This window comes from Pseudomonas sp. SJZ131 (genome assembly GCF_007828705.1).
Taxonomy (GTDB): Bacteria; Pseudomonadota; Gammaproteobacteria; order Pseudomonadales; family Pseudomonadaceae; genus Aquipseudomonas; species Aquipseudomonas prosekii.
This window is the reverse complement of record NZ_VIVC01000001.1, coordinates 1210869-1225014: the sequence shown is the minus strand read 5'-3', so window position 1 is coordinate 1225014 and position 14146 is coordinate 1210869. Positions and strand designations below refer to the sequence as shown.

Below are 14146 nucleotides of genomic sequence, written 5' to 3'. Positions count from 1 at the left end.
CATGAAGCCCGAGCACATTAAGCTGCTCCGGGACAAGCGATGGCGCCTGAACAACCTTTACTTCATCACGGACAAGCAGGGCAAGAAGGTCCGCTTCCGGATGACGGACGAGCAGATCGAGTACTTCGATGGGATGCACACGCGCAACATCATCCTGAAGGCTCGACAGCTCGGCTTTACCACTGAGTGCTGCATCATCCAGCTCGACGCGGCTCTGTTCGAGTCGGCCAAGTGCGCGTTGATCGCTCACACTCTGAACGACGCCAAGCGCCTGTTCCGGGAAAAGGTGAAGTACGCCTACGACAACCTGCCGGCCGAGATCCGCGCTGCCAACCCGGCGAGCAACGACGCCGCGGGTGAGCTGGTGTTCAGCAAGGGCGGTTCGCTCTATGTATCCACCTCGTTCCGGGGCGGCACGCTGCGCTACTTGCATGTGTCCGAGTTCGGGAAGATCTGCGCCAAGTTTCCACACAAGGCTCGCGAGATCGTCACCGGCGCCTTCGAAGCTGTCGCCACCGACTGTTTCGTCACGATTGAATCGACGGCGGAAGGCCGTGCCGGCTACTTCTTCGATTACTCGCAGAGCGCGGAGCGTCAGCAACTGGCTGGCATGCCTTTGGGTCTGCTGGACTGGAAGTTCTTTTTTTTCAGTTGGTGGAAGAACAAGGCTTACCGACTTGACCCGACTGACGTGGTCATCTCGCAGCGCCTGACCGACTACTTCGACGAGTTGCATGCCAAACACGGGATCGTCACTAACGACGGTCAGCGCGCCTGGTACGCGGCCAAGGAAAAGACGCTCGGCGACGACATGAAGCGGGAATACCCGTCACTGCCGGCCGAAGCCTTCCAGCAGTCGATCGAGGGCGCTTATTACGCCAAGCAGTTCACCAAGCTTTACGCCGCTCAGCGTATCGGCGCGCTGCCCGACAACAGCCATCTACCGGTGCACACGATCTGGGACATCGGCGTGGGCGACTCCACGGCTATCTGGTTTGTCCGGATCGTCGGCGAGGAATACCACGTCATCGACTTCTACGAGAACAGCGGTGAAGGCCTTCGGCACTACATGAAGGTGCTCAAGGATCGCAAATACACGTATGGCGATCACTGGGGGCCCCACGACATCGATAACCGGGAGTTCGGCAGCGACGGGAAGACTCGCCGCGAGTTGGCTCGCGAGGGATACGAGATCGACGGGCAGAAATACAGCCTCAAGTTCAGCGTGGTTCCGAAGCTCGGCATTGACGAGGGCATTGAGCAGGTTCGGGAAATCCTTCCGGCCTGCGCCTTTGATGAGTCGAAGTGTGAACTGGGCATTTCCTGCCTGGAGAACTACCGCAAAGAGTGGGACGACAAGCGCGGCTGCTGGAAAGACAAACCCTTACACGACTGGTCATCACACGGCGCGGATGCATTCCGCTACTTCGCTGTTTCGATGGGCAGGCGCAAACGCACAGGCGGTGTCCGCCGTATTGGAGGATTGGCCTGATGCCAGTGCAATCGACGAACCCCGACTTCGACGCGCACATCGCCGAGTGGGAAATGATGGACGACGCGCTCGAAGGTGAGGGCGCCATCAAACGCAACGATCGGAACCTGCCGAAGCCCAGCGGCATGGTGGAGGCTGAAAAGCTCGACGCCGCAGGCAACAAATACCTGTATCAGAACTATACAAACCGGGCTCAGTACGAGCACTGGGTGCGCGATTCGTTGCGGTCGATGATGGGCCTGGTTACCCGGCTGATTCCTGAGATTGCACTGCCGGTCGGTCTGAAAGGGTTGGAAGACAGCGCCACTTCGGACGGCTTCGGCCTGAAGCAGTTGTTCTTTCGCATGGTGCGTCAGGCCATTTCCCATGGCCGTGTGCCGCTGGTGGTAAATATCGACGATTCGGGTGAGCCGTATTTTTCGACATACGCCACGCGCAATGCGATCAACTGGGATGTCGCCGATCAAGGCGGGCGGCAGGACCTAACGCTCTCGGTGTTTCGCGAGTTCCGCAAGAAGGGCGGCGATCGCTACAGCCATGACTGCGACACGGTGTTCCGTGAGTTCTTCATGCAAGGTGAAACCTGCTACACCGCAGTGCGGAACGAGGCTGGTGAGATCGTAGAGAATGAGCGGCCGCTGGGAACCACTGGATCGGACAACCGACTGGTCAAAGGCCTTTTCTACCTGCCAGTGATCTACTGCGGCTCGACCGACAACTCGCCTGACGTCGATGAGGTCCCGCTGCTGACAATGGCACGGGCCGCCCTGAAGTCCTACCAGCTCAGCGCTGACTATTTCACGTCACTGCATCAAACCAGTCACCCGCAGCCGTGGGTTTCTGGGCTGGACGAAGCGGTAGAGCTGAGCGTTACCGGGCCTTCTGCGGCTTGGGATCTTGGACCTTCTGGATCATGCGGCTATCTGGAGTTCCAGGGAGCCGGGATCGAAGCCGTACGCCAGGCCATGGACGACCAGAAGAACGCCGCGCTTGAGGCTGGCGCCAAGGTCATGGACGTGGTCGGTACCGAGTCGGGCGAAGCGCGAAAGACCCGCCAGAACGATCAGCACGCCACCCTGCACAGCATCGTCATCACTGTGGCCGAGGCGGTGGAGCAGGGCTTGCGGTACGCAGCCGAGTGGAGGGGGTACGACCCCAAGCAGGTCAAGTTCAAGGTGAATCCTGAGTTCGTGAACCCAGTTGTCGACGCTCAGGTACTTGCCGAACTGCTCAAGGGTGTGATGGCTGGCACGATCAGCGCCGACACCTACTGGCAGTACCTCACCACCGGCAAGTTGCCAGAACGCCCCTACGAAGACGAAGCCGAACTGATCAGCGATGAGCGCGAGTCGGCCGGCATCAACTTGGATAAAGACGATGCCAACGACAAACCAGGCGCAGACGGACAGCCAGTTGCTGGAGCAGACGACACGCCATAGCGTCATGCTTGAGCGACTCAAGGCCGGTGAGGTCAAAAAGTTCGAGAAGTACTTGCGCCAGATCGACGCATTGATTCGCGAGCAGCTGACTCGCAAGGAGTTGACGACCTACAGTCGTGACCGTCTAGAGCAGTTCCTGGCCCGGGTCGATGGCATGTTGCTGGAGATATACAAAGCCTTCGCCGATGTGGTGCAGGCCGACCTAGTGGACATCGCTCTATATGAATCCACCTTCGAAGCCAACAGCCTCAGCCATGCGATGTCGATAGACGCAGTGGTCCCGGCCAACGCAGTGATCCGCGCGGCGGTGTTCTCCTATCCGTTGCAGGTGAAGGGCATTGACGGCGGCAAGCTGCTCAAGAGCTTCCTTGCAGGATGGACCAGAACCGAAACAATGCGGGTGACGAACACGATCCGGCTCGGTTTCGGCCAAGGTCAGACGAACGCGCAAATCATCCAGGCCGTACGCGGCACCGCGGCGCAGAACTTCACCGACGGCATCCTCGCCGTGAGCAACCGTAACGCAGCGTCAGTCGTGCAGACGGCGATTCAGCATGTGGCCACAACTGCGCGGATGGAAACCCTCAAGGCCAACAGCGATGTGGTACTGGGCTATCGCTGGCTGTCGACACTCGATAGCAAGACCTCACAGCAATGCAAGGGGCTGGACGGCATGCGCTTCGAGCTGGGCAAGGGGCCATTGCCGCCGGCGCACATCAACTGCCGTTCAACCACAGTGCCGATAACCAGGCTGTCTGAGATGTTTTCAAAGGGCGCCACGCGCGCATCGGTGGGCAATACTGGCGGTGGTCAGGTCGATGCCAGCATGAATTATTACGAGTGGCTGTCGACCCAGCCGGCGAGCTTCCAGGATCACGCACTTGGTCCGGTGCGAGGGAAGCTTTTCCGCGACGGCGGCTTGACGCCTGAGAAGTTCGCCATTTTGCAGCTCGACAAGAGGTTCAAGCCGTTGACTCTGGCGCAGTTGAAGGATCTCGAACCTGACATGTTCACCCGTGCAGGCGTTACACTCGGGGCTCCACCAGCTTGAGATGACCGATGCAGATCATTGTTGAGTACGGACAGGGAAGGCCGGATGCCAACAGCTTCGTGCTGCTGGAAAAGCTGACCTTCTACCGCGACTACTACGGTTTTCGAATCCCTGAGATGGAGGCCGATCAGGTCGCGTTGCTGCTGCGCGCCGCGGCGAACATTAACGCCCGGCAGTGGAAAGGACGAAAGGCCAATCCAGATCAGGCGATGGCCTGGCCTCGACGTGACTGCAAGATCGAATACCAGACGCTTTCGGAGACGTTCGTGCCCTTTGAGCTTGAATGGGGGCAGGTGCGACTTGCTGCCGAGCTGTACGCGGCAGAGCAGGGTTTTCAAATTGACGAGCCAACGCACTGTACTGAGCCGAACGGCAGAAGGGTGTTGCTCAATCGAGCCACACCAGGCTTTCGGATGCGACCGCCGCCATATGCGCCGAGCAGGACGCAATTTGCCGACTACCTAGTAATGCGAGGACTGTACCTTGTGTGAAAAGACGCCCAACGCTTGTGGCATCGGGCGCCGCCTTCTTACTTCAGAAAGGCTGGTTTGTAATATTCATCGAGGAACCAGTAACGATTGATGCATTGCCCCTTATGCGGATGGGCTTTCAGAAATTTGCGTACCTCACTTTCAACAATTTCCAAGCATTTCACCGTACGACTGTATTTATGCAGATCCTCTTCTTTAACCAGCGCCTTGTCGCGATCAAACCGTTGACCTTCGTTCAACTGAGCTTGATCGAAGCGCACCTCTTTAAACATGCCGGTTTCGACGAGAGCTCCAATGACCTCGGTCGTCACTTGCATAGTGTTTTTGTAAGAGGAGTCTTTGGAAAGGAAGCAGCCACGAATGAATGGCTCGAGCGAAAAAAGCTCAGTCTGCTCAAACTGGTCAAAGCGTTTCGCGCGCTGGTTGATTGGCATGCTGAGCAAGCCGGAGCGAGCCCAATAGTCGACGAAGCGAGGCAGGTCAATCGCAGCACCTGGCCCCCCGTTCGGAAGGCGGATTGAAAGCCCATCTTCGCTCAACAGCGATGGTTTTTGTTGAGCGGGTTGGTCTTCACCCAGCAGCCGCTTATACTCGGCAAAGGGGAGAATCGCGTACAGCGGTTGCTGTGCGTCGTCGTAAATGAATTGTGCTTTTGAGTTCATGTTTATTTACCCGAGGGGAATTTATCTAAGGCGAAATTGCCTATGATAATGCTCACTGAGCGAGTCATGATCGCTCAGTGAGTAAATATTCTTCCTTCAGTGCGTAAATATCAAGCTTTTTCTATTATGAATTTCTCCTCTATCGGCCTGCCTTTGCGCAGGCCTTTTTTTACCAAAATTTAGACCTCGGCCACGCCGGGGTTTTTTTATGCCTGCAAAGCGGGCCGACCATACCCAAGGGGTGCACCAAGTGGCAGACGAAAACCAGATTGATCTTGAAGACCCGGCTGTTCAGACCGCCATTGCAGCAGCTGTTGAGGCTGCGACACTGGGTCTTAAGAATAAAAACACCGAGCTGCTTGGCTCGCTCCGGACCACCAAAACCGAACTGGACGGTTTCAAGACCCAGTTCGAAGGCCTGGACATCGCCGCCGTAAAAGAACTGCTGACCAAGGTTGGCCAGGACGAAGAGACCAAGCTGATTGCCGAGGGCAAGCTGGACGAGGTCATCACCCGACGTACCGAGCGCCTGCGCACCGACTACGACACGAAGCTGGCCGCCGAGAAGGCCCGTGCTGACAAAGCCGAGCAATTCGCCGCCAAGTACAGCGACAAGGTTCTGGCCGATTCCATCCGCGCTGCAGCCATCAAGGCCGGCGCGCTCCCCGAAGCCGCCGAGGACATCATCTTGCGCGCCCGGGGCACTTTCAAACTCAGTGAAGACGGCGAGGCGATCGCCACCGACCGTGACGGCGAAGTCGTTTACGGGAAGGACGGGAAAACCCCGCTGTCGCCGCTCGAATGGGCGGAATCGCTGCGTGAAACAGCAACACACCTGTGGCCAAGGGCTCAGGGTGCCGGGCAGACCGGCGACAACGGTGGCAAGGCTACCAAAAAGTGGGGGGAGCACACCGAGCAAGAGCGCGCAGCGCTGGCTCGCGACAACCCCGAAGCATACAAGCGACTCAAAGCCACTCAAGGAACCTAATCCATGGCCACCACACAACTCGCGGATATCTTCGTCAGGGACTACTACGCCGATCTGGCGCCGGTTAACTCGCCGGAAAAAACCGCCGTTTTCGAATCCGGCATCATCGTCAAATCCCCTGAATTGGATGCCATCGCTTCCAACGGGCAGGGCACTGCTGAGATTGCCTACTGGCAAGATCTGGATGCGGACGAAGAGCCGAACATCTCCAACGATGACCCTGATGATTTGGGTCTGGTCGGCAAGGCAGAAATGGGCAGCATGCGTGCGCGCACTCTGTACCTCAACAAAGCCTACGGCGTAGCCGACCTCACCACTGAGTTGGCCCGCACCGAGCCGATGCAGCACATTCGTAACCGCTTCGGCACTTATTGGACTCGCCGCTGGCAGCGTTACCTGCTTGGCGCGGCTCGCGGCATCATTGCCTCCAACATCGCCAATGATGCGGGCGACATGGTTGTTGATGCTGGCGCAACCGTCAGTGCTGGTGCGTTCCAGGACGCGGCGTTCACCTCTGGTGATGCTGCCGATGTGTTCTCCGCTATCGGCGTGCACTCGGTGGTGATGAATCAGATGGTCAAGCAGGACCTCATCGAATACCTGCGCGACTCCGACGGCAAGATCATCCTGGCTACCTATCTGGGCAAGCCAGTGTTCATGGATGACAGCCTGGTGTACGGCGCCGGTCGCTTCCTGTCTGTGTTCTTCGGCCAGGGCGCGTTCGGTTACGGTGAAGGCAACCCGGCTAACCCGGTCGAGCTGGAGCGTAAGCCATCCGGGGGTAACGGTGGTGGCGCCGAAGTGCTGTGGGAGCGCAAGACCATGATCCTGCAGCCGGCTGGTTTCAGCTGGAAAGGCGGCGAGAACCGCAATCTCAGCCCGACAGCGACCCAGTACGCGGCTGCAGCTAACTGGGAACGTGTCTTCGACCGCAAGCAGGTTCCTTTCGCGGCCGTGATCAGCGGCACCGTCACCCCATAATCCAACTTCGGCGCGGCGCTCAACGGCGCCTTGGCCGACACGGAGAAAATCATGAAGGTTATTTATTCCGACACTCCCGGCAGAGAGCCTGGGGTTTGCTACCGGCTGCTCGATGAGTTCTTCGGTGTAATCAGTTCCGCGAAGGAGGTCGTCGTAGAAGGCGATCGGCCGAACATTGTGGCGGCGTATGAGCGCGCCGGTATCGTAGTTAAGGGCGCCGGCGAAGAAGAGCCGGAAACCGACCCTCTGAAAATGAAGGTCCCGGAGCTGAGAGAGTGGCTGACCGCCAAGGGCATCGACTTCGACGCAACCGCCAAGAAAGAAGACTTGCAGGCCTTGGTGCCAGCGGAATAAGGACTGCACATGACCGACTTCATCACTGTTGCCGATGTTGATGCCTCGCTTGGTCCTGGCTGGGCCGGCACCGGTGATCCGGTCCTTGCCGTAGCCATGGCGAACGCCTGGCTCACGGCCAAGATTAAGCGGGTTGTTCCCGATCCGGTTCCGGCCGAGATCAAAACAGCCGGCGCCCAAGTCGCAAAAGAGGCGGCGGCGGGCAAGCTGTATACGTCCACACAGAAGGAAGTGCAGAGCAAGACGGTTTCAGCTCAGTCCGGCACATCTGTGAGCAAAACCTACGTGGCCGGCTCGACCGATCAGTCCGCTGGCGAGAACTTCGCGTTGGCGCTGCTGGCACCTTGGATCAAGCGGTCCGGCGTAATGATGCTGAAAAGGATCTGATCATGGGAATGCGCGAAGAGATCCAGGCCGAAATGGCTGAAGCGTTCAATGACCCTGATGGCCTGGCTGATGCGATCAAGCCGGTGATTGGCGTCCGCACCATTGCTGGCGAGTACGACCCCGACCTGGGCGGCGAAACGCCGGAAACCACCGTGACTTACACTGGGCGCGGCGTTCTGGGCAGCTACCTATCGAAGGAAATCGACGGTTCTCTCATCCAGACCACCGACAAGAAGCTGTTGGTGCTGCAAAACGAATTGTTTGTGTCTGAGGCAGGCATACCGACGAGCGTGCCAGCTACGCCGGCGATTGGCGATATCGTAAATGGCCTGAGGGTGATGAACGTTTCCGCCGATCCTGTTGATGCAACGTGGACTGCCCAACTGAGGAAATGACATGGCAAGGAAAGGCGCCGGACAGTCCGGCAGTTTCGCGCTGAGTCTTGCCGAATTCGCGACTCAGGCGAAGGAGGCGATCGACGCCAGTCTGCGCGAAATCATCATTGAAGTCGGCAGCAGCGTTATCCGCATGTCACCCGTGGGCAACCCTGAAATTTGGGCTCAGAACTCTGTAGCGAGCCAGTACAACAAGGCCGTGGACGATCACAACAGTGGACTGCGAAGCGATCCTGACAACATGACGAAAGCGGGTCGACTCAAGGCCGGGCGAAAGTTGCATGACGGCATGGATATCGTCGCCCCTGATGGGTACGTCGGAGGCCGGTTCCGCGGAAACTGGATGTTCAGTCTTGGCGCTCCGGACAGCACAACGACCGAAGAGGTGGATCCGAGTGGCGCCAAATCGACGGCGCGGATCGTTGCCGGTGCTATCGAATTCAAGGCAGGCGATACCTGCTACATCACCAACAGTCTCGGTTATGCCATTCCGCTGGAGTTTGGTCACTCGACCCAAGCACCCGGCGGCATGGTCCGCATTACCGTGGCCCGCTTTCAGCAGATCGTGTTGGAGGCCATCAGGAACAACCAGGTATGAGTCACGCAATCATCGCCTCGATCTACGAGGCAAAGCTAATCGCCTGGAACGCTACCAGGTCGGAGAAGTTGAAGATCGTCTTCGAGAACACGGCCTACACGCCGGCAGCGGGCGAAACATACCTGCGGGCGTTCACGATCCCGGGCGACACCACGAGCAACACCCTCGGCGGCGATCACCGGCTATTCACTGGAGTGTTCCAGGTCAGCATCATCGCGCCGGCGGGCACCGGCAAGACCAAAACAGTTTCGATTGTGGCTGAACTGACCGGCCTGTTCCCGCTTTATGAGCGCGACACGAAGAACGGCTTCGTAGTCACGCCCATGACACCGGTCGAACAGGGGCCGGGTATCACCGGCGACTCCACCTATACCGTCCCGCTGTCGTTCTCATACCGGTCCGACACAACTCCATAACCTGCCCGTTGGGCAAACCCTGAACCCGCCATGTGCGGGTTTTGTCATTTCTGCAAAGAGGAAAACCCATGTCGATCTACTTCCCCAACGGGGCAACATTGGCGATCTCGACCGGCTTTGCTGCCGCCAAGTTGATCTCCGCCATCAGCAACGCAAATCCGGGCGTCGCGACGGCCTTGGCCAATGGTTTCGCCAACGGTGACATCCTGCTGGTTACTTCTGGCTGGGAGGATATCAACGAGCGTGCCGTGCGCGTGTCCAACGCTGCGGCCGGTGCCTTCACGCTGGAAGGCATCGACACCTCCAACGTAGCGTTCTTCCCGGACGGTATCAGCGCTGGCACTGCCAAGAAGGTGACAGGCTGGGTTGCCGTCAACCAAGTAATCGGTAACTCGATGTCGGGGGGGGAGCAGCAATACTGGACTTACGCACCGCTCGAAGCTCGCCGCGACAAGCAGATCCCAACCACCAAAAACGCCCAAGCGTTTGCATTCCAGCTGGCCGACGATGACAGCCTGGCCTGGTACGACGAACTGGACAAGGCTGATCGCGAGAAGGAAGTGCGGATTTTGCGCATGTCTCTGCCGAGCGGCAAAACGATCTACTACGCCGGCTATCCGTCGTTCAACAAAACTCCAACGCTGGTGCGCAACGAGGGTGCAGCTGTGACGTTCGGCTTCACCATCAACGCCGAGATCACGGCTTACCGCGCGCCAGTGGCTGCCGGCGGGGGTAGCTGATCATGGCGAAGTTCAAGATCGCGCAAGGCGCAACCTTCAAGGCTGACGTGGAAATTCCACGCGTCGGCGGTGCGTTCATCAAGGTGCCGTTTGAGTTCAAGTATCGGAACCGCAACGAGTTGGCAACGTTGTTTGCTGGATGGCAGCAACGGGCAAAAGACGATCAGGAGGCCTTCAAGGCCAAAGCTGACGATCTAACCCTGGTGGATATCACTGATGCCGATATTGAGCGGCAGGTCGACCAGGTCCAGGCTCTGGTTGAAGGCTGGGGGTTTGACGACAAGCTTAGCCCTGAGTCAATCCGCGCGCTGGTGGAAACTTCGGCCGGTGCCGGTGAGGCCATTGTCGCAGCCTACCAGGCAGCCTACGTGCCGGCACGCACGGGAAACTGATACGCGTCGCACGCGCCCTGTATGAGCCACCGCCGAGTGCTGAGCAACTGGCTGCATTCGGCCTTGACGCCTCGGACATGGAGGAGGCGTTTGAGGTATGGCCCTGTGTCTGGCCATCGTTCCGCCTATTCGACGGCCTCTCAACTCAGTGGCGCACCGGTGCGTGCGGCGCGACCGGCATTGATTACACCGCAATCTCCAGCGTTGCCGAGCTCATCGGCATGAAGAAAAAACAACTCAGAGAGATCTTCCCCGACCTTCAAGTAATGGAGGCCGAGGCGTTGCTCGTTATGTCTGAGCAATCGAAATAATGGAGCACTCATGTCTACGATCGCTGAGCTTGGCATTGCGGTAAATTCAGGCGAAGCGGTCAAGGCCACCTCCGACCTAGAGAATCTCGCACAGGCTGGCGCCAAAGCCGAGAAAGCGGCCGATGGGGTTGCCGCTGGCTTCGACAAGGCCGCGACTGCGTCCACTGGACTGGCCACTGCCGAAGGCAAGCTTTCCGAATCCACCGAAGACGCGATGAAACGCCTCACGGCCATGGCCAAGGCGTCGCTTGATTCGAGCGAGTACTACCAGACCCTCACGACTAGCGTGAACACCAACTCGGCGGCGCTGGAGAATTCCAGTTCCTCGGTAAACAGTTTGGCCGCGCTTCAGCGGAGATTGCAGGGTGAATCGGATGCGCTGGTTGGCACCACCGATCGGCAGGCTGAAGCTGCGAAGAAGGCAGCAGCAGCGACCGGCGTTCAGGCCGAAGGGCTTCAGGCCCTGCTGGCCAAGATCAATCCGGCCGTTGCCGCGCTCGACAAACTCGACCAGCAGCAGGCTGACCTCCAGAAGTACAAAGCTGCCGGCCTGATCGACGCGGAAACCTTCCGCGACTACTCCACCCGCATCGACGCATCCCGGCAGAAGCTGGGTGACTTCGATGAGGGGCTTCGCAAGACAGGCGTTTCCTCGGCGCAAACCCAGGCAGCGCTGCGCCAACTGCCGGCCCAGTTCACTGACATCTTCACCAGCCTTGCAGGCGGTCAAAGCCCACTGATGGTGCTGATCCAGCAGGGCGGCCAGATCAAGGATTCGTTCGGCGGCGTCGGTGCAACCTTCGACGCCCTCAAGGATAAATTCCGCGCGCTGTTCTCTGGCGGTGCCGGCGCGGCAGTGCTCGGCGAATCCCTCGCGGGTATCGCCGCCAACTCAAAGGACGTGGCCGACAGCGCTGGCGAGGCGGGCGAGAGTCTGTCCAGCCTGGCTGAAAGCTCCAACACGGCGGCCGAAGCTGCTGAGAATGCGAAAAAAGCGTACGGCGCTCTCCCGCCAACTGTGACCGGCGCGTCGGCAAGCGTGGTCGGCATGGCCGCCGCAGTACTTGCGGCAGCCGCTGCGATAGGCGTGCTTATCTACGGCTACAGCCAAGGCAGCCAAGAAGCAGATGAGTACAACAAGGCTCTGATACTGACCGGCAATTACGCTGGGACTTCGGCTGATCAGTTAGCCAGTTTGGCCCAGCAGGTCAGCGCTACTAACGGAACTACAGGCGAGGCAGCCGAGTCGTTGGCCAAGTTGGCGGCGAGCGGCGTAATTGCGGGTGGCAGCTTCAAGGAGATTGCTGAAGCAGCAGCGGCCATGGAAGACGCCACCGGCAAGTCGGTTGACGCAACCATCGCCGAGTTCGTCAAGATCGCCAAGGACCCGGTCGGGGCGGCGAAAGAGCTGAATGACCAATATCACTTCCTGACTGCCTCGGTTTACTCGCAAATCACCGCACTCAAGGAGCAGGGCGACACGATCGGTGCCACCCAGCTCCTAACCGACACATATGCCGAAACCGTTAAATCCCGTTCGGCAGAGATCACCGCCAACCTGGGCGCTGTAGAGCGAGCCTGGAAAGGAATCAAAGAAACGGCGGCGGGAGCGCTGGACGGGATACTGAATGTCGGCAGACGCGACATCGAGTCTGACATATCCGACGCAGAGGCAGGGCTTGCTCGGGCTCAGAAAGGCGACGTTGGCCTGTTTCAGAACAAGCAGGAGATGATCGATTATTACGACAACAAGCTGAACATGTTGCGTGATGAGAAAGCAGCCAAAGCTGACATCGCGAAATATGACTCAGACCAAAATGTCGCCGAACAGAAGTCAATTCGGGCGATGGAGAATGTTGACCGGCTCAACAAATCCGCCGCTACCAACGCCGAGAAAAGGAAGAAGGACCGGGAAGACTACCTTCGGTGGATCGACGAAATTCGCGTGAGGGCGCCGAACGATCCGCGCCTTGACCAGGCGTTGATCAACAAAAGCCTCGCGAACATCGATGCCAAGTACAAAGATCCAAAGGCGAACGCCGGCGCGGTGGACCTGACGGCCTACAACGCCGCGCAAAACGCGCTCAAGGAGCTGCAGGCCGAGTACGCGAACACCCAAAAACAATTGGATGCCGCGCAGAAGGCCGGGCTGATCTCTCAGCAGGAATACCTGCTGAAGCGTGAGGCCTTGATCGGCAACGAGCGGGAAGAGGTCACCTCAGCTTATGAGGCGGAGATCTCAGCGCTCGAAGCCGCGAAAGGCAAGGCGACCACCACTGGCGAGCAGCGTATCCAGCTCGACCAGAAGATCGCCGACGCGCGGGCCGACATGGTCAAGGCGCAGAAAGCTGCCGACAGCGAGCTGGAAGTGCTGGCCACGAACGAGCAGGGCCGGCTGAAGAAACAGGAACTTGCCGTCCAGACCTACACCAGCGCACTCCAGCAACAAGTCGACACGCTGCGCCAGCAAGGGCAGCGCGCCGCTTTGGGCTTGGGGCAGGGCGATCGCCAGCGCGGGCTGACGGATCAGCAGAACGCCATCGACGACCGGGTCAACTCGCAAAAGCTCGACCTGGCCAACCAGTACGGCGACGGCTCGCGTGGCATGAGCCTCGACGAGTACACCAAGAAGTTGGCGGCGCTGAAAGCCACGCAGCAGGATCTGCACGACACAGTGCAATCCAACTACGACGAGATGACCGACGCCCAGAGTGACTGGAGCGCTGGCGCATCGTCTGCATGGCAGAACTACCTGGAATCGGCGCGCGACGTTGCCGGGCAGACGAAAAGCCTGTTCACCAATGCCTACAGCTCGATGGAGGACGCCGCCGTCAATTTCGCGCTGACTGGAAAGGCGTCTTTTGCGGACTTCACCAAGTCGATCTTGGCCGACATGGCGCGAATCGCGACTCGGCAAGCCAGCTCAGCATTGCTGAGCAGTCTGGTCGGCGCGGGCGCCAGTTACTTCGGCGGAGCGGGCGCAGCGGCATCAGCGGGTTCTACTCAGGCCGGTTATAGCGGCGACCTTTCCGGCTTCACACCGGGCAGCATTCAGGCCAACGGCGGGGCATGGGGGGCGGGTGTTCAGCTGTTCGCGAACGGCGCCGCCTTCTCCAACAGCGTGGTCAGCAAGCCGACAGCCTTCGGGATGTCAGGTGGGCAGACTGGCGTGATGGGCGAGGCTGGGCCGGAGGCGATCATGCCGCTGACCCGCACTGCCGGCGGTCAACTTGGCGTGCTCGCACTGGGTGGCAGCTCGGGCAGCGGTACCGTCATCACCGTTCAGGTCAACGTCGCAAGTGACGGCTCTACCAGTTCCACCACTGACGATCCTGCCTACCAGCAGTTCGGCAAGGACCTGGCCGACTTCGTTGATCAGCGTTACCAGAAGCTGGTGAGCGTGGACCTGCGGCAAGGCGGGAAAATCAACAGGGCCATCAAGGGGTGAT

The 14146-nt window shown here is 59.1% G+C and carries 16 protein-coding genes; 15 read left to right on the top strand and 1 reads right to left on the bottom strand.

The window, feature by feature from the left end; all coding sequences use genetic code 11:
- The first annotated feature begins 1 nt into the window (after position 1).
- From FBY12_RS05210 to FBY12_RS05195, 4 genes are read left to right on the top strand one after another with little or no spacing between them, the layout of a single operon-like run.
- Positions 2–1492 carry a terminase gene (locus FBY12_RS05210; protein WP_145251725.1) on the top strand — a complete coding sequence of 497 codons (1491 nt, stop codon included), beginning with the start codon at positions 2–4 and terminating at the stop codon, positions 1490–1492.
- Positions 1492–2931: a DUF4055 domain-containing protein gene (locus FBY12_RS05205; protein ID WP_145251723.1), complete on the top strand. Its 1440-nt coding sequence runs from the start codon at positions 1492–1494 to the stop codon at positions 2929–2931. The genes FBY12_RS05210 and FBY12_RS05205 overlap by 1 nt, the downstream gene beginning before the upstream one ends.
- Positions 2870–3982 (top strand): minor capsid protein, encoded by a 1113-nt coding sequence (locus FBY12_RS05200; protein ID WP_178111717.1) that lies wholly within the window; start codon positions 2870–2872, stop codon positions 3980–3982. The genes FBY12_RS05205 and FBY12_RS05200 overlap by 62 nt, the downstream gene beginning before the upstream one ends.
- An 8-nt stretch (positions 3983–3990) precedes the next feature.
- Positions 3991–4473 carry a DnaT-like ssDNA-binding protein gene (locus FBY12_RS05195; protein ID WP_145251721.1) on the top strand — a complete coding sequence of 161 codons (483 nt, stop codon included), beginning with the start codon at positions 3991–3993 and terminating at the stop codon, positions 4471–4473.
- Positions 4474–4511: 38 nt separating this feature from the next.
- Here FBY12_RS05195 and FBY12_RS05190 read toward each other — a convergent pair whose 3' ends face one another.
- The gene (locus FBY12_RS05190) at positions 4512–5135 is read right to left on the bottom strand and encodes a hypothetical protein (RefSeq protein ID WP_145251719.1); all 624 of its coding nucleotides are present in this window, start codon (positions 5133–5135) and stop codon (positions 4512–4514) included.
- 250 nt (positions 5136–5385) lie between these two features.
- On the opposite strand from FBY12_RS05190, the gene FBY12_RS05185 reads away from it, so the two are divergent.
- From FBY12_RS05185 to FBY12_RS05135, 11 genes are all read left to right on the top strand, one after another.
- Positions 5386–6123 (top strand): hypothetical protein, encoded by a 738-nt coding sequence (locus tag FBY12_RS05185; RefSeq protein ID WP_145251717.1) that lies wholly within the window; start codon positions 5386–5388, stop codon positions 6121–6123.
- Positions 6124–6126: 3 nt separating this feature from the next.
- Positions 6127–7104: a phage coat protein gene (locus tag FBY12_RS05180; RefSeq protein WP_145251715.1), complete on the top strand. Its 978-nt coding sequence runs from the start codon at positions 6127–6129 to the stop codon at positions 7102–7104.
- A 51-nt stretch (positions 7105–7155) separates the two neighbouring features.
- Entirely contained in the window at positions 7156–7458 is a 303-nt protein-coding gene (locus FBY12_RS05175) for a HeH/LEM domain-containing protein (RefSeq protein WP_145251713.1), read from the top strand.
- 9 nt (positions 7459–7467) lie between these two features.
- Complete coding sequence (locus tag FBY12_RS05170; RefSeq protein ID WP_145251711.1) at positions 7468–7845, top strand: hypothetical protein; 378 nt, start codon at positions 7468–7470, stop codon at positions 7843–7845.
- Positions 7846–7847: 2 nt separating this feature from the next.
- Positions 7848–8240: a hypothetical protein gene (locus FBY12_RS05165; RefSeq protein ID WP_145251709.1), complete on the top strand. Its 393-nt coding sequence runs from the start codon at positions 7848–7850 to the stop codon at positions 8238–8240.
- A 1-nt stretch (position 8241) separates the two neighbouring features.
- Positions 8242–8838 carry a hypothetical protein gene (locus FBY12_RS05160; RefSeq protein WP_145251707.1) on the top strand — a complete coding sequence of 199 codons (597 nt, stop codon included), beginning with the start codon at positions 8242–8244 and terminating at the stop codon, positions 8836–8838.
- Positions 8835–9254, top strand: coding sequence for a phage tail terminator-like protein (locus tag FBY12_RS05155; protein WP_145251705.1), 420 nt, complete (start codon positions 8835–8837; stop codon positions 9252–9254). The genes FBY12_RS05160 and FBY12_RS05155 overlap by 4 nt, the downstream gene beginning before the upstream one ends.
- 68 nt (positions 9255–9322) lie before the next feature.
- Positions 9323–9994 carry a phage tail protein gene (locus tag FBY12_RS05150; RefSeq protein WP_145251703.1) on the top strand — a complete coding sequence of 224 codons (672 nt, stop codon included), beginning with the start codon at positions 9323–9325 and terminating at the stop codon, positions 9992–9994.
- Between the two features lie 2 nt (positions 9995–9996).
- Positions 9997–10386 (top strand): phage tail assembly chaperone, encoded by a 390-nt coding sequence (locus FBY12_RS05145; protein WP_145251701.1) that lies wholly within the window; start codon positions 9997–9999, stop codon positions 10384–10386.
- 17 nt (positions 10387–10403) lie between these two features.
- Positions 10404–10697 (top strand): DUF1799 domain-containing protein, encoded by a 294-nt coding sequence (locus FBY12_RS05140; RefSeq protein WP_109503455.1) that lies wholly within the window; start codon positions 10404–10406, stop codon positions 10695–10697.
- Positions 10698–10707: 10 nt separating this feature from the next.
- Positions 10708–14145: a phage tail tape measure protein gene (locus tag FBY12_RS05135; RefSeq protein ID WP_145251699.1), complete on the top strand. Its 3438-nt coding sequence runs from the start codon at positions 10708–10710 to the stop codon at positions 14143–14145.
- Position 14146: the final 1 nt, after the last annotated feature.